This window comes from Paenibacillus sp. G2S3, from assembly GCF_030123105.1.
GTDB lineage: Bacteria > Bacillota > Bacilli > Paenibacillales > Paenibacillaceae > Paenibacillus_AQ.
The window spans coordinates 3,746,725-3,762,700 of the sequence record NZ_CP126095.1; the positions used below are offsets into that span (position 1 = coordinate 3,746,725).

Below are 15,976 nucleotides of genomic sequence, written 5' to 3' on the forward strand. Positions count from 1 at the left end.
ACCAAGGGTTTTTCGGCTTTTTTTATATCTTAGTAGATTAAATTATTAATTTTTTGTAACTTTTAATGAACTTTTAATAAAACGTTTACAACCCATACCCAGCCTCACTTTATTGCACCTCTTCCAATTTTTATGTAATAAATAACCTGCTATACTACGAATCAGGCAAGCAAGACAGATAAACACAACAACAAAGACTAACACCTTGGAGGTAATACAACATGAATAAACAACAATGGATTAAAAAAGCGATTGTTATAGGAATGGTTACTACAATGGGCTTAGGAACTATGATGGCAACAGGCGTAGGAGCAACAAAAGTCGAAGCAGCTTCCGTGTCTAAAGGTCAAAGCGTAGTGAATCTCGGACAGAAATATATGGGAGTGCCTTACAAGTTCGGTGCAGCCACAACTACTACTAAAGTTTTTGACTGCTCTTCTTTTACAAAATACATCTTTAAACAATATAACGTAACACTGCCACGTACGGCTGCAGCTCAATCAAAAGAAGGAACAGCCGTATCTAAAGCGAATCTTCGTGTGGGTGATCTCGTATTCTTCTCCAGCGGTAGCAGAGCAACTGGTAAAAACGTAACTCACGTAGCAGTTTATGCCGGCAATGGTAAAATTCTGCACACTTACGGTAAACCAGGTGTTACGATTTCCGATCTTAACTCCGGTACTTGGAAAAAGACATATTTAAAGGCTCGCCGCGTACTGTAAACAACAGCTCTGTAGTAGAGTTATAGCTATAATAGAGAACTAGTCTCAGGATGTGGTGCCGCCTTCGGGCGCCCTCATTACATATCCTGTTCCGCGAACGGTGTGAATTAACTTGTTCCGGTGTCCTTTATCAACTTTCAAACGGATATGTCGAATGTAAACATCTACAACATTGGTATCTGCGTGAAATTGATATCCCCATACTTCCTTAAGTATCTCGATGCGGGAACAGATCATTCCTTGATTCGCAGCGAGATAATATAATAGATCAAATTCTTTGGGCGTCATCTTTACCTCGATCCCTTCGCGACTTACAAATCTGCGACTGGGATCGAGCATTAAGCCGTCGACTCTTAGTAATTGATTTAAATTTCGGCGCCGTCCAGTAAGTGTTAATAAATTTAGAATTCTGTACTTGAATTCACCGGTATGTAAAGGCTTTGTCATATACTCATTACCCCCGGCTGAGAACGCCGAAACGGCCCCGGCTCCAGATTCAGTTTGTTCACCGGAAATCACCATGACCGGTAGTATCATCCCCTCAGCTCTTACAGCGGAAATTATATTCCAGCCTTCCCAAGTTCCCACCTCGCATAACTCAGCAAGCAGCAGTACCGGTTCTACTTTTGATATGGATAAGCGGAGATCCTCGGGATCTTCGCTTTTTGTTGCTTCAAGTCCAATATCTTGTAGCACACTTTCTATAACGACTCGATCTTCTTCTCTACTACTGCTATCAGCCATATACCATATTATTTGCTCAATCACAAAGTTCCCCCTTCTCCATATGACTTGCACCAGCATCACTGCGGTACTTATAGAATTCCCGGAAAACAAAAAGACCATTCCTAAGAAATGGTCTGAACAAATTTACAGCTTCTTTATCCAAAATATCGATGATAAAAGCTTCTAGCAGCAGCAATATCCTTAGTTCCATGAATCAACGCTCTACCATCAGCAAAAATAACCAGCCGATAAGGCCCTTCTTCGAATGATACCAGGTAAGCATTACTGTCTACGCTTCCGCTTCCTAAACGAGACAAGCGATTCGCAGTTTCCTGCAAGTTAAGCTTTTGGGGTCTCGCCGGGCGAATTTGTACCGTATCCCTTCCGCAAAGAACATCGCTTCGTTCTGTATTTGCTGCCGTAAGATATGGATAGATCGGATGATTCCCACAAGAAGGACAATTGTCTTTTTTGGCTGCTTTTACTCCAATTTCTTGATGTTCATTACGCCACACATCAAACGTTAACAGTTTGTTTCTTAATTGAGCTTTACGCTTACCTAGTAGTTTCAGCGCCTCTGCCGTAGCATTTGCCGTAACTAGTTGTACTGCTTGCGGAAGTATACCAGCCGTATCACAGGTATCACCTCCTAGGGGTACCGCGCCTAAGAGACAATGGAGACATGGGGTTTCTCCTGGCAAAATCGTATATGTTATTCCATAACTACCTACACATGCGCCATAGATCCAAGGAATACCGTGCTTTTGTGCCATATCATTAATAATAAGCCGAGTATCAAAATTGTCCGTACCATCCATGATCAGATCAACCCCTGAAATAAGCCCTTCCAACTCTTCGACACGAACATCTATCACATGGGCTTCAACAACGACCTCAGAATTAATCTGTTGGAGTCTTCTCTGCGCAGCGACAGCCTTAGGCATATGTTCTTGTGCATCCGCCTCGGTATAGAGCTGTTGCCTCTGAAGGTTACTCCACTCTACATAATCACGATCAGCTAAAATGACTCTTCCAACGCCGCAGCGTACCAACGTCTCTGCAATCCCTGTGCCAAGCGCACCCGCTCCCACTACTAACACACTAGACTGATCAAGCCCTTGTTGTCCCTCTGCACCAAATGGCGTAAACCGCACCTGACGAGAATAACGATCTTCACGCCTATCCCTATGGTTCATCCGAATTCACTCCCCATATCCAAAAACCGGAGAATAGCATATAGATTGCTATTCCCCGGAAGTATGATGATTCTATACTTGTACAGCTGACCACTGCTCAACATCCCAAATTTTCGTAACCCAATCTTCATAGAAATCAGGTTCATGGGAGACGAGCAGTACAGTGCCCTTGTATTCTTGCAATGCTCGCTTCAGCTCAGCCTTGGCAATAACATCAAGGTGATTCGTAGGTTCATCGAACAGAACCCAGTTGCTCTCACGCATCAATAGCTTACAAAGACGTACCTTGGCTTGTTCACCACCACTTAGCATGCTAAGCGGACGAGTAATATGCTCGTTTTTCAGACCACAGCGAGCTAGATGTCCACGTACTTCATTCTGAGTTAGACTAGAGAATTCATTCCAGACATCCTCAATAGGCGTAAGATTAGCTGCTTTCACTTCTTGTTGGAAGTATGCTGAATTCAGATAATCTCCTAGATAAGTTTTCCCGCTATACGTTGGGATCACTCCAAGAATAGTCTTCAGCAGCGTGGATTTACCTACACCATTACAACCAACGATTGCAATCTTCTCGCCGCGTTCAATGGTCATGTTCAGCATAGGCAGCAATGGACGGTCATAACCAATCTCGAAATCAATGCCTTCGAAGACTGTTTTACCACTGGCACGGCTCTCTTTAAACTTAAAGGTCGGCTTTGCAGCTTCTTCTGGACGATCAATTCGATCCATCCGATCTAGCTGCTTCTCACGGCTCTTCGCCCGACCAGATGTGGAGGCACGAGCTTTGTTACGCTGGATGAAATCCTCTTGTTTCTTAATAAAATCCTGTTGTTTCTCATAAGCATCTATGTGTTGGATCTTATTCATCTCGGCCATATTCAGAAATTTCTCGTAGTTCGCAGTGTATCGAGTAAGTTTACCGAACTCCAGGTGATAGACCACATTTACGACTTTATTCATGAATTCCGTATCATGGGAGATCAATATAAAAGCATATGGATATTGCTTCAAATAGTTAGTTAACCAGTCAATGTGCTCAACATCCAAATAGTTGGTAGGCTCATCCAGCAATAGTACATTCGGTTTCTCAAGCAGCAGCTTTGCTAACAGAACTTTTGTGCGCTGGCCCCCACTTAGTGAAGCGACATCACGGTCAAGTCCAATGACAGATAGACCAAGGCCATTCGCCATTTCCTCTACTTTTACATCAATTAGATAAAAATCTCCGATATCCAGCTGTTCCTGAATGTCCCCCATTTGCTCGAGTAACAATTCTAACTCTTCAGGAGAAGCATCGCCCATCTTTTCAGTTATCGTTAGCATTTCCTGTTCCAGCTCTAAAAGTGGCAAGAAAGCGTCCTTCAATACATCGCGGATGGTTTTACCTGGCGTTAGGATGGTATGCTGATCCAAATAGCCGTAACGGACACGAGGCGTCCACTCCACTCTTCCACTATCCTTCAACAGTTTTCCAGTCAAAATATTCATAAGCGTCGATTTCCCTACGCCATTTGCTCCTACAATTCCTACATGTTCTCCCGGTAACAACCGGAAAGAAACATTCTTAAACAACGTCCGATCCCCAAAATTGTGGGAAACGTCTTCTACACTTAGTAAACTCATAAATTCTCCGTAAGCTCCTATCTATACTTAAATAATGCGTAACAAGCAGAAACGTCTTCGGCGTCACTATAGGACGGTAAGCGTTTATGCGAGAAATATAAAGATAAAGTATAGTGTGAAGCTTATACTTTCTTATATTTTTCAAAACACGTATAAATATATATTTTAACACACTTTAATGCAACACTGAACTAAAAGTTAGTTGAGTGAAAAGAGGAAGCATAGAGAACCGCTTTATTCAGCCTTTCTTTTGAAAAAACTACGGCTTTTCACCTTAGTTGGTACATCAAATACTTCCTCAAACATTTCATTGAACACTTCTACCAATTTCCCCCTAGGCTTGAATGGATCTTGCTGAAAAGGCAGTCCATACACCTTATCTGTACCTATAGCGGCCTGTAGCAGTTGTGCAGACGAGTGTTCAGCTAGCGGTAACCCCACCCTCCAATTCATTTCAGGAGGTATTCGCTTTCTCTTAATCCATAGAAGTATTTCTTCAAGACGCCAATCTGCACCTGAGGCAATTAAAAACGGTATATCGCTATATTTAAACTCATCCAAAGCCCCTTCATATTCACCAGTGCCGAGATCCAACACCACATATTGATAATCCCCTCTCAATAAATCAGCCATTTCCCCGTTGACTGGACGTTTCCAATAATGAACCCCTTTCCATGAAAAAACAGATTGTTCGTCCGTATATGGGATAGTTGTAATCTGTGAATATAGCATGCTGCGAATGCGGTTATATACCAATGAATTCGGAGAAAAATCAACCCATGCAGCTGCCCCCTTCTGTGCAAGTAGGCTGCTCATCGCTAATGAAGTATGCGTTGTTCCAAGACCTGAAGCTACTCCGAGTAAGGCAATGACCATCGCTTTTCGCTTTTCCAGAGAACGTGGGACTGAAATAGGAAAATCATTTACTCTGTCCATTTCGGATTCCACACGAACTAACGCCTGAAGAACGGCTCCTGCATTCTGATAACGCTCCTCTGGGTGATGTCGTAATAAGCGTCTTATAATTGGAATAATGCTAGCTGGCATATGATTATATAGCCGATCCTCCATCCCAGACTCCCAATGACTACATTGACCTCCAGTTGCCATATTTAGAATTAATGCTCCTAGTCCATATAAATCGGATACCGGCTGACTTTGACCACTTCCATATTGCTCAGGTGCCGCGAAGCCAACCGTACCCAGCTTAACCGTATCTTCGGATATACCGCGTTTGTAGCTTCGAGCGATTCCAAAGTCAATTAACATCAGTTCTTTTTGCAGCGTCAGCATGATGTTTGAAGGCTTTAGATCACGATAGATAATCGGAGGATGATGACCATGCAGATATTGAAGGACTTCTAAAAGCTGTTTAGCCGTCTGAATGATGAAGTCACTTGGCAAAGGTCCGGGATTATCCTTCATTAGCTGGCTCAAACTCATACCTTCAATGTAGTCCATAATTAAATAGGAATACCCTTCTCGATCTGGAAGATAGAAATCGACAATACGCGGCAGACGTGGGTGATCTAGTGTAATTAACATATCAGCTTCCGCCTGGATGTCTGAATGCAGCTCATCTAAGCATAAGCTTTCTTTTACAGCCCATCGTTTTCCCTTTAGCCGCAAATCATCCGCCAGATAAACAACACTCATCCCACCTTTACCAATCAGCCCCGAAATTCTGTATCTTTCATCAATAACCTGTCCCATCTTAAGCTTCGTCTCAAAATACAATTTAACTCCCCCTTTTGGCAAAAAAAAAGAGAAAGCTTCCGCCATTAATGTTCTTACCGCAAAATACGGTTAACATTAATAACGGGATGCTTTCCCTTAGAAATTTAAAATTTGTTGATTAGTATTTAATCATATAAAGTGTAATCTCGTCACGATTATGGAACAGCTGCTTTGCACGCTGAATCTGCATGCGCTCCCCTTCAAACATCGCAATAATCTCCTTGATCATCGCCAGAGGTTTCTTATGCATCAGCTTTACAGTCACAATGGCTGTCCCACCCGGCGACAGACTGTGTAGCAGCCCGGTTACAAGCTTCGCCATCAGCTTAGGACTCCAGCTCATATCGCAAACGAGCAGATCAAATTCATTGTCCCGGAATTTCACTTCTCCGGCGTTTTTACGAAGGATTTTCAAACCAGGATAATTACGAAGGGATTCATGCATTAATGCAGGGTCAACCGCCGTAACCTTCATTCCACGTTCCAGCAAGAAAGAAGTCCACCCACCTGGAGAAGCGCCAATATCTAACGCATTACGGAAGCTGTAAAAAGGAATATCAAACTCCTTCTCGGCCTCCATTAGTTTGAACTTGGCGCGTGAGATTTGTCCATCTTCCTTACGAAAACGGATCGCACCGCCATTCCATCCAGATAAATTCGCTTCTGGTCTGGATACACCTGCATATAAGGCATTCCCGTCTGCATAGACAGAAATGACCCAGGCTGGATCTTGCACTGTAAATTCTGCGCCTAAGCTCTGCAATTGCTCTTGCAGCCATTCACGAAGTTCTCCCGGACTTTCCTGCCAGAAGGAAGGATCTCCTTTACGAACGTTCAGAGAAACTTTTTCCCCTTCAAGCTCAGTGTGACGACTTAAATACACCGCCAAACGCTGTAGGGCCTCCATGGTTCCTTCATCCTGAAACTGAACAGGCTGTATATGACGCAGGAAAATGGGAAGATTCTGTGTGAGTAGCCGCGTTACTTCCTCTGGTTCACATTGCAAGGTAGCCAGAAAGATTTCTCCCGGTAGCAACAAGGTACTCTTCACAGCACCGAATAAACGGCGAAGCTCTTCTTGCGCATAAGGCGCAAAGCCGTGATTAGCTGTACAAATATATCGGGAATACACTACTTCTTCCGGAGCAATGTTCTGCTCTTCGGTATCTTGTCTTAAATCGTTCAAATCGTTTTGCCTCCAGGTCTAATTTTAATCCAGGGACGACCGCTATCCCATTCAACATCAACAGGAATATCATAAGTGGCCAAGATCATTTCTTTCGTTAATACTTCTTCTTTCGGTCCAGATCCAGCTAGCTTACCCTCACGAATTAATGCAACATGCGTAAAAAGTGGGACAATTTCTTCCACATGGTGAGTTACGTACACTACAGAAACATTACGCTGTCTCAGCTTGTCTATTTCAGCCAGCATTTTTTCCCTTTCATATAGATCAAGGCCGGCACAAGGCTCGTCCATAATCAATAACTTAGGGTCAGCCATAAGACATCTTGCCAGCATAGCTTTTTTACGTTCTCCCTGTGACAAGGTCCCAAAAGGATGAAATGCCATATTGCCTAGATTCATATCTTCCAGCATGCTGATTGCTTTCTCTTTTACTTCGGTAGGAATCGTCTCGTAAAAACGCAAATAAGCGTAAGCCCCTGTAGCTACGACCTCCCACACTGGATCATTTAAGCTCATCTTTTCCATCAAGGAAGGACCGATATATCCGATTTCTTTACGAACCTCACGTACATCACATTGCCCATATTTATAACCCAGCACTTCTACAGTCCCTTTGCTAGGAAATAAATAACCCGTCATCATCTCTAAAATTGTGGTTTTACCGGAGCCATTCCGTCCCAAAATGACCCAGTTCTCACCTTCTTTAACTTCTAGCGACACATCGTCCAAGATTAAGCTTTCTTCCCTGCGAAGAGATAAATGTTGTAATGAAATAATTATGATATAACACTCCTTATGTATTCCAGTACTCGCTCAACTGAAACCATGGAATAATAAATATTCGGATCATCTTCTCGTTCTGCAGAAGCTACAAGTAGTGCAGGAACGCTCGTTATACGATATTGTTGTACCAAATTCGGCAGCATGTTCACATTTCCTGCAACCATCTGGAGGTCAGCAGGCAATAAGTGGGCCGCCACCTCTAACATACGTTCAGCAGCCTTACAAGTACCACACAATGGAGTGTGAAAGAATACGACAAGCGGTTCTCCCGAACGATTAAGCGCCCCCAGCAATTCCACTTCATTCATTGTCTTCATTTCAAATCCGTCTCCCCAGCGATATCACGAAGCTTATCAGAACTCAGGGGACCATTTACCAAAAGCATCCCCTCAGGTTTGGCAGCATATAAGATTTCATACATTTCCCTTCGCCCCCATAGGCTAGAGGTGTGCAAATAGATTTCTCGGGGGTATATCCCTTCCAGTACAATTCGTCTGACAACCTCACCGCCAGAATAATCATCTGGCCCCATATCATAATCCAATGATAAAATACCGACCTCGCATTCACGCAGCATCAGAAGACATTCTTCAGTGGTACGAGCCAAAGTGAAACCTTTAGGTACCTTTCTAAGGTCGTCCATATAAATATGAATCACAATTACGCCTCCGCTTCAAACCAGCCACGCACTGTAGCAATCTCTTTTCGGTGACTGCCATCCGCACCCTTCTCCGTTTCCATGACAACAGCTGAGCTTCGTAAATGCTTGGAAGTCAATAAGCTTATCAGCCCCTGCTCTCCAATATGTCCTTGTCCGATTCCAGCATGTCTGTCACGTCTTGAGTCAAAAGGAAATTTAGAATCATTAAGATGAACAGCAACAAGATGTGGCCAAAATCCAAGCTTCTTTCCTCGTTCAATGAACTCTTCCGTTCGCTCAGGATTCCAGATACCAGCTGCGTAGGCATGACAGGTGTCCAAACAAAATCCTATTTTCTCCGGAAATTGGCTAAGCTCTCGAACTTTCACGAGTTCTTCAAGCGTAATCCCTTCAGTTCCATGGTTGCCCGCTTGATTCTCAATAAGCAGCTTAGTACGACCACCCCAGGACTGTAGCACCTCATTCATACATTGTATAATATTTTGATAGCCTTGTAACGGCTCCATTCCACCAAAATGTCCAAAATGAACAACGATGCCTGATGAACCACAAGCTTCTGCAATCTCCAGATCATTTAAAAGAGATGCCACATAAATCTTGCGCGGAGTGGCATCCTCTACACCAGCCGCCATGTTAATTCCATACGGAGTGTGAGCAATCGAAGCGATCCCTTTGTCTAGACAAAAGAGAGCACAATCCCTCGTATCTCGTACATCCACCTGTTTAAGTTTCAAACTACGTGGATTTTTAGGAAAATATTGAAAACATGTTGCACCGCTCTCCCAAGCGAATCGGGCAGCTCTCCCATAACCACCGCGAATGCTAACATGTGCCCCTATTTGGGGGCTATTCGTCATGCTGACAGTTTGGGCAATAAAACACTTTGCGTCCAGACTGCTCTGTTTTGATAATCGTTCCCCCATCACGAAGACAAGACTCGCCTTCACGATCATACACTTTACATTGATTATTATATGAACCTGTAACAGTATCCCCAGTCATAAACGGCATTTCCATGTACCCACCAATTTCAGTGGCCTCAGTCAGTACTTTTTGGATGCTCTCATAAAGACGAGCTATAGATTCAGATGTTAAATTCTGGACTTGTGCAGAAGGTAAAAGCCTAGCTTCAAAGGCAATCTCATCAGCATAGCAATTCCCGACTCCTGCCATCACATGCTGATTTACTAACAGGCTTTTGAGCGCACCTCTCCGTCCCTTTAATAATCCAGTGAACCTTTCCAGCGTCATCCGACGATCCAGCAGCTCAGGCCCAAGCTTACCCATTGTGGCTTCGCTTTCCTTCACCGACAGCAAATGTAGATAGCCTAAGCGAAGTCCAATGAAGTAAAGGATATGATCTCCAAATGCTATTTCGACTTGTGTGTTACGATCCGGCCGTTCTTCCTCCGTGCCATAAAAAAGTATTCCACCAAGCATCAAATGTAAAAGTAGTCTTCGTCCATCATGAAGATGAAACAAAATATACTTGGCACGCCGCTCAACAAAAACAACACGCGCACCGATCAATGCATTTCTAAATGCTTCTGTTTCCATATTAATTGATTTTTCTCTGTTCACGATTACATCAGATATTGGCACATTTATAATATGCTGACTAAGCAGCTTTCTATAATTCTCCATTTCCGGCAATTCCGGCATAGCTCATCGTCCCCTCTAGGTTGGTGAAGTAATAAGATCCTAGCTATTATACACCGAGAAACGTTTTAAGTTCAGTTAAATCGGCACAAATTTCATCCGGTGAGATTCCGGTGAGGTTTTTATAGTGGTCAAGATTTTCTGCATTGGTTAATCCGGTAAAAACAAGAACTGTACGACAGCCCGCATTTACTCCAGCTGCTATATCTGTACGCATATTATCACCAACAACCACTGCATGTTCAGGCTCGATACCAAGAAGATCTGTCGCAAATTTGATTAGATGAGATTCTGGCTTGCCAATCACTACTGGACTCACACCACTGGCAGCCTCAATGGCTGCACCAATCGTACCTGCGCCTGGCATAATGCCATCATCTGATGGCAGCATTAAGTCTGGGTTAGTGAGTACAAACTTTGCTCCTCCCAGAATCCAGCGTGAAGCTTGCGAGAGCGAAGTGTAATTGAAGGAGCGATCGATGCCTTGCAGTACATAATCAGGGGCGTCTGTGACGATGCGGAGCCCCGCTTCGGTACAAGCCACACGCAAACCCTCTTCTCCAAGTATCGCCACTGCAGCCCCAGGTGATTCCTCAGCTATGTAACGTGCGGCCGCCATTGATGAGGTACATACCTCTTCAGCTTTCGCATCGATTCCCATTCCACATAGATGTGCAGCCACATTAGCCGCTGTACGCGATGAATTGTTGGTAACAAATAAAAAAGGAATGCCAGCTTCGCGTAGTCCTTTAATCAGTAAATCAGCACCAGGAATCATTTTATGCCCATGGTATAACGTACCATCTAGATCAATCAATAATCCTTTAATCTGTTCCATCATAAATCCCTCTATTTCCATAAGAAATTTGATTAATGTGATAAATGAATAATGGTATTAATCAACACTTAACCTAAGCCCAGCATGGATTTAGAAAGGTTAATAATACTTTTTGTTTAGTGGTATTGCCCGCTGGTTTTCGGCAAGATTTCTAGCCATTCGTACCTCTTTTACGCTGTGATTACTTTAAATCTAACACACTTCGTCGAAAGAAATCGAACGAGAGACTCAGCCAGCATTTTTTAGCATAGCACTGTCATTTCCTGCGCTTTCCCGGAAAATAATCATTTCCCCAATTACCCATTTTATCTTCGATAAATCGGATACGCACTGAATTCCTCAGCTAACAATGTCTCTGGGAATATAAGCTCAGCTTCTTCCAGTAAAGGAATCAAATCCTCAGACGAGCTGTAACGAGAGCTGAAATGAGTCAGCAACAGTTGTCCTGCCTTGGCTTCCTTTGCTAGCTCTGCAGCTTGACGTGCTGTGCTGTGATGGTATTGATACGCCATTTCCGCCAGGTCATGAGCAAAGGTTGCTTCATGAACGACTAGGTCTGCATGAAGTGAGAGCGCTAAAGCTCCCGAACAAGGTCTCGTGTCACCTAAGATCGTAACAATACGACCTTTTTTAGGTTCTCTGACAACATCAGCCGCGCTGATACGAACACCATCATCCGTGATAACATCTTCACCTTTTTTTAATTTTCCATATAACGGTCCAGGCTTTAAGCCATAACTCTTAAGTAATTCCGTATTGAGGCTACCGGGACTATCCTTTTCCGTTACCCGGTAACCATAGCTGTCAATACGATGCTCTAATAATGCGGCCTCAACTTTAAATCCATCATCCTCGAAAACCGTTCCTCCTGTATGCTCGACAATTTCAATTTTGTATGGAATCCGGGATTGGCTCACAGCTAAAGATATATCTAAGTAGGCTTTCAATCCAGGGGGGCCATAAACCGATAAAGGTGAAGTCCCTCCCTGATAACCACGACTCGATAACAGACCTGGAAGGCCAAATAGATGATCTCCGTGTAAGTGAGTAATGAATAGCTTTTCCAGCTTTCCTAGGCGAATCGGTGAGCGAAGAACTTGATGCTGAGTCCCTTCCCCGCAATCGAACATCCAAATACTACGGCGTTCTTCCAGTAGTCTTAATGCAATAGACGTTACATTGCGTTGTATAGTTGGTACCCCTGCATTCGTACCTAAAAAATATAATTCCATCCCTCTTCCTCCCTTCTTCTTATTGGCTGAACTATCTCTTATCTATTCTAAACGTCCTTCTTCCAGCAAAAAACCCCCCAGTTACGGGAGGTTCCGCTGAAAGGGATACAATCCCCCTACAGACCGGGTGTATAAATGAAAGGTTTACAGCTTCTCTACATTAAAATACTGCGCTTCTGGATGGGCGAATACCATCGCTGAAACGGAAGCCTCGGGCTCCATCATAAAGCCTTCTGTGAGGTGAACACCGATATCCTCCGGGGATAATAGCTTAAATAGCGGTCCCTGATCTTCCAGATCTGGGCATGCAGGATAACCAAAGGATACACGAATCCCTTGATATCTTGCTCCATGTCTTTGTTTCATGGTCATATCTGCAGGATCTGGGAAGCCCCAAGTATCACGCATCATGTGGTGAACGCGCTCCGCTAAGCCTTCTGCTATTTCTAGCGCTACAGATTGTAAGGCATGTGAGCGTAAATAATCTCCATTATCCTTAAGGGCTGTAGATAGCTCACGCACACCGTGTCCCGCAGTTACTACAAGAAATCCTACATAGTCCATAATTCCACTGTCGACCGACTTCAAGAAGTCCGCCAGACAGAGATAAGGCTCTACACCTTGTCTTGGGAAAGTAAAGGTATGCAGAATCTCAGCTGTATTCTGTGGATTATACACGATAATATCGTTACCACTTGATTGTGCCGGGAAGAATTGATACATCGCATGAGGTGTAATCGTGCCTTCCAGCATCGCTTGATGTAGAATGTCATCTACAGTACCTTTTAACTCAACAGTTCTTTGGTCACCAGCAGCTAACTGCGCCTCTACAGAACCACGTAGCCCTAGATGATGACCGAGCAGCATTTGCATGTTCACATAAGGGATAATATGCCCCAATGGATAATTCCGAATGACATGGCGCTCTAAATCCGGTGGAACAAATACAGGCGCATCTGGAGAAATTTTGGAGCGTACGGCTCTAGTTAGCGTAGGAAGCTCTTGCTTAGGTGCAACTGCCACTGCCGATTCTGCTTCCACTCGAATTTCCTCGGCAATTTTTTCCCGTTCAACAGGGTTCATAAGCCGATTAGCAATATCTAGTCCATCCATAGCATCCTTAGCATACAGTACTAAACCATCATATTCTGGACGTATTCGTGTTTTGGTGAATTTACGAGTCAAGGCAGCGCCACCTACCATAATTGGCACATCAATCCCAGCCGTGCGTAAGTCTTGTGCAGTCAGCACCATCTGCTGTGCCGACTTTACGAGTAGGCCAGACAATCCGATCGCATCAGCTTTTTCACGACGAAATGCTTCGATAATGGTCTCCGGTGGTACTTTTATACCCAAATTAATGATCTGATAACCATTATTCGATAAGATGATCTCCACCAAGTTCTTACCTATATCATGTACGTCGCCTTTTACAGTTGCCAGCATGATCTTGCCTTTTACCGCTGTCTCATCCTTCTTCATAAACTGCTCCAAATGACCAACAGAAGCCTTCATCACTTCAGCGCTTTGCAGTACCTCAGCTACAATCAACTCATTGTTATTAAACAGCCGTCCAACCTCTGACATCCCGGCCATTAGCGGGCCATTGATAATCTCCAAAGGTCCTGATTTGGTAAGCGCCTCATTAAGGTCTGGAATAAGCCCTTCTTTGGTGCCTTCAACCACATATGAAGCCAGACGCTCTTCTAGCGACAGGTTAGAAATTTTCTCTTTTTTCTCAATCTTCTTCCCACGGAAGGCGGCTACAAAAGCAGCAAGCGTGTCGTCATTCGTATTATAAATCAATTCCTCAGCAAGACGACGGTCTTCAGCAGGAATAGAAGCATAACGTTCTACCTTCTCGGTATTTACGATCGCATAATCCAATCCAGCCTTAGTGCACTCATAGAGGAATACTGAGTTCAGTACTTCACGCCCCGCTTCCGGTAATCCAAAGGAGACGTTACTGATTCCCAAGATCGTATGAACACCTGGCAGAGCTTCTTTGATTAGACGAATTCCATCAATGGTTTCTTTGGCAGAGCCAATATATTGCTCATCCCCGGTTCCTACAGGGAATACCAACGTATCGAAAATAAGATCTTCTCCGGCTAATCCGTATTTATTCACGAGTAAGTCGTAGGAGCGTTTGGCAACTTCCAATTTGTCCGTAGCCTTGATTGCTTGTCCTGTCTCATCTATCGTACCTACAACGATAGCTGCGCCATACTTATGAATCAAAGGAGTGACCAGCTCGAATTTTTCTTCACCATCTTCAAGGTTAATGGAGTTAATTATCGCCTTACCTTGACAGTATTGTAACGCCAGATCAATAACCTTAGGATCGGTAGTATCGATCATCAGAGGAACTTTAACCTTTTTTACAACTAATTCTAGAAACAGCTTAATATCCTCAATCTCATCACGGTCTGGATCTTGCACGCAGACGTCGATAACTTGAGCACCGCTCTTCACCTGTGCACGGGCAATTTCTGAGGCTTCCTCATATTTGCCTTCGACGATAAGACGTTTAAACTTGCGCGACCCTAATACATTCGTACGTTCACCTACCATGTAAGGACGGTTGTCGTTCTCAATGTAGATAGGTTCAATCCCTGAAAGAGCCGGTGGATGATTCCCTGCAAGCGGACGTGGTGGAAATTGTGAAAGTGCCTCCGACATAGCACGGATATGTTCCGGTGTTGTTCCGCAGCAACCCCCTGCAATATTAAGCCAGCCCTTTTCCGCAAACGCAGCAATTTTACGTGCAAGAGAATCTGGAGATTCATGATAATGTCCATTCTCATCTGGCAGCCCAGCGTTCGGATAACAACTCACAGCTGCTGAAGAGATTGCAGAAAGCGAACGAATATGATCACGCATGAACTCAGGACCCGTTGCACAGTTTAGACCAATAGAGATTGGCTTCAGATGTTCTAATGAAATATAGAATGCTTCAATATTCTGACCGGCAAGTGTTGTACCCATCGGCTCTATCGTTCCCGAAATCATCACTGGCAATTTGATGCCTGTCTTCTCAAATGCATTTCGAATACCTATACTTCCAGCTTTCACGTTCAGAGTATCCTGAGAGGTCTCTAGCAATAACGCATCTACTTGACCATCAATCAATGCCACTGCCTGTTCCTCGTAGCTATCAACGAGCTCTTGGAAAGTGACGCCTCCTGTAACAGAGAGTGTCTTTGTTGTAGGACCCATTGCACCTACGACATAACGGGGACGATCTGGTGTATCATATTTATCAACGGCATTACGAGCTAGCTTTGCTGCAACCAGATTAATTTCACGAGCCCGCTGCGGAATATCATATTCAGCAAGTACAACAGACGTTGCACCAAATGTATTCGTTTCAATGAGATCAGCACCTGCTTCAAGATACTGCTCATGAATCGTCTGAATTACTTCTGGACGAGTTAATACTAGCATTTCATTACAGCCGTCTAATTCTTCCCCACCAAAATCCTCACCTGTCAGAGGCACCTGTTGGATCATTGTGCCCATTGCACCATCTAGAATTAATATTCTTTGTTGTAAGCTTTCCTCAAGTGTATATTTAGCCAACGTATAGTCCCCCCAGTAAAACATTA

General features: G+C 43.8%; 14 protein-coding genes. 1 reads left to right on the forward strand and 13 read right to left on the reverse strand.

What is annotated here, in order from left to right; genetic code table 11:
* The first annotated feature begins 221 nt into the window (after positions 1-221).
* Positions 222-722 carry a C40 family peptidase gene (locus QNH28_RS16325; protein WP_283907622.1) on the forward strand — a complete coding sequence of 167 codons (501 nt, stop codon included), beginning with the start codon at positions 222-224 and terminating at the stop codon, positions 720-722.
* 45 nt (positions 723-767) lie between these two features.
* Here the strand turns inward: QNH28_RS16325 and QNH28_RS16330 are convergent, their stop codons facing one another.
* The 13 genes from QNH28_RS16330 to metH form a co-directional block, all read right to left on the reverse strand.
* Positions 768-1,490 (reverse strand): winged helix-turn-helix domain-containing protein, encoded by a 723-nt coding sequence (locus QNH28_RS16330; protein ID WP_283907623.1) that lies wholly within the window; start codon positions 1,488-1,490, stop codon positions 768-770.
* A 113-nt stretch (positions 1,491-1,603) separates the two neighbouring features.
* Positions 1,604-2,644: a ThiF family adenylyltransferase gene (locus QNH28_RS16335; protein WP_283907624.1), complete on the reverse strand. Its 1,041-nt coding sequence runs from the start codon at positions 2,642-2,644 to the stop codon at positions 1,604-1,606.
* Positions 2,645-2,716: 72 nt separating this feature from the next.
* A complete protein-coding gene (locus QNH28_RS16340) occupies positions 2,717-4,270 on the reverse strand; it encodes an ABC-F family ATP-binding cassette domain-containing protein (RefSeq protein WP_283907625.1) in 1,554 nt (517 codons plus the stop codon).
* Between the two features lie 234 nt (positions 4,271-4,504).
* A complete protein-coding gene (locus QNH28_RS16345; RefSeq protein ID WP_283907626.1) occupies positions 4,505-6,007 on the reverse strand; it encodes a serine/threonine protein kinase in 1,503 nt (500 codons plus the stop codon).
* Between the two features lie 118 nt (positions 6,008-6,125).
* Positions 6,126-7,193, reverse strand: coding sequence for an SAM-dependent methyltransferase (locus QNH28_RS16350; RefSeq protein ID WP_283907627.1), 1,068 nt, complete (start codon positions 7,191-7,193; stop codon positions 6,126-6,128).
* A complete protein-coding gene (locus QNH28_RS16355; protein WP_283912177.1) occupies positions 7,190-7,972 on the reverse strand; it encodes an ABC transporter ATP-binding protein in 783 nt (260 codons plus the stop codon). Before QNH28_RS16355 ends, QNH28_RS16350 begins: the two co-directional genes overlap by 4 nt.
* Complete coding sequence (locus tag QNH28_RS16360; RefSeq protein ID WP_283907628.1) at positions 7,972-8,295, reverse strand: thioredoxin family protein; 324 nt, start codon at positions 8,293-8,295, stop codon at positions 7,972-7,974. Before QNH28_RS16360 ends, QNH28_RS16355 begins: the two co-directional genes overlap by 1 nt.
* On the reverse strand, positions 8,292-8,636 hold the full coding sequence (locus tag QNH28_RS16365; RefSeq protein WP_283907629.1) for a cyclic-phosphate processing receiver domain-containing protein: 345 nt from the start codon (positions 8,634-8,636) through the stop codon (positions 8,292-8,294). The genes QNH28_RS16360 and QNH28_RS16365 overlap by 4 nt, the downstream gene beginning before the upstream one ends.
* A gap of 2 nt (positions 8,637-8,638) precedes the next feature.
* A complete protein-coding gene (locus tag QNH28_RS16370; RefSeq protein ID WP_481858321.1) occupies positions 8,639-9,592 on the reverse strand; it encodes a deoxyribonuclease IV in 954 nt (317 codons plus the stop codon).
* Complete coding sequence (locus QNH28_RS16375; RefSeq protein WP_283907630.1) at positions 9,486-10,301, reverse strand: Fpg/Nei family DNA glycosylase; 816 nt, start codon at positions 10,299-10,301, stop codon at positions 9,486-9,488. Before QNH28_RS16375 ends, QNH28_RS16370 begins: the two co-directional genes overlap by 107 nt.
* 46 nt (positions 10,302-10,347) lie before the next feature.
* The gene (locus tag QNH28_RS16380) at positions 10,348-11,136 is read right to left on the reverse strand and encodes an HAD-IIA family hydrolase (protein ID WP_283912179.1); all 789 of its coding nucleotides are present in this window, start codon (positions 11,134-11,136) and stop codon (positions 10,348-10,350) included.
* Between the two features lie 305 nt (positions 11,137-11,441).
* Positions 11,442-12,368, reverse strand: a complete 927-nt coding sequence (rnz, locus tag QNH28_RS16385; protein WP_283907631.1) for a ribonuclease Z — start codon at positions 12,366-12,368, stop codon at positions 11,442-11,444.
* A 144-nt stretch (positions 12,369-12,512) separates the two neighbouring features.
* The gene (gene metH / locus QNH28_RS16390) at positions 12,513-15,890 is read right to left on the reverse strand and encodes a methionine synthase (RefSeq protein ID WP_481858392.1); all 3,378 of its coding nucleotides are present in this window, start codon (positions 15,888-15,890) and stop codon (positions 12,513-12,515) included.
* Positions 15,891-15,976 lie beyond the last annotated feature (86 nt).

What these genes read in the sequence shown, in the direction of transcription:
- QNH28_RS16380 (WP_283912179.1), bottom strand. Translation starts at nt 11,136, where the DNA reads ATGGAACAGATTAAAGGATTATTGATTGATCTAGATGGTACGTTATAC.
- rnz (WP_283907631.1), bottom strand. Translation starts at nt 12,368, where the DNA reads ATGGAATTATATTTTTTAGGTACGAATGCAGGGGTACCAACTATACAA.
- QNH28_RS16325 (WP_283907622.1), top strand. Translation starts at nt 222, where the DNA reads ATGAATAAACAACAATGGATTAAAAAAGCGATTGTTATAGGAATGGTT.
- QNH28_RS16340 (WP_283907625.1), bottom strand. Translation starts at nt 4,270, where the DNA reads ATGAGTTTACTAAGTGTAGAAGACGTTTCCCACAATTTTGGGGATCGG.
- QNH28_RS16335 (WP_283907624.1), bottom strand. Translation starts at nt 2,644, where the DNA reads ATGAACCATAGGGATAGGCGTGAAGATCGTTATTCTCGTCAGGTGCGG.
- QNH28_RS16370 (WP_481858321.1), bottom strand. Translation starts at nt 9,592, where the DNA reads ATGATCGTGAAGGCGAGTCTTGTCTTCGTGATGGGGGAACGATTATCA.
- QNH28_RS16375 (WP_283907630.1), bottom strand. Translation starts at nt 10,301, where the DNA reads ATGCCGGAATTGCCGGAAATGGAGAATTATAGAAAGCTGCTTAGTCAG.
- metH (WP_481858392.1), bottom strand. Translation starts at nt 15,890, where the DNA reads ATGGGCACAATGATCCAACAGGTGCCTCTGACAGGTGAGGATTTTGGT.
- QNH28_RS16360 (WP_283907628.1), bottom strand. Translation starts at nt 8,295, where the DNA reads ATGAAGACAATGAATGAAGTGGAATTGCTGGGGGCGCTTAATCGTTCG.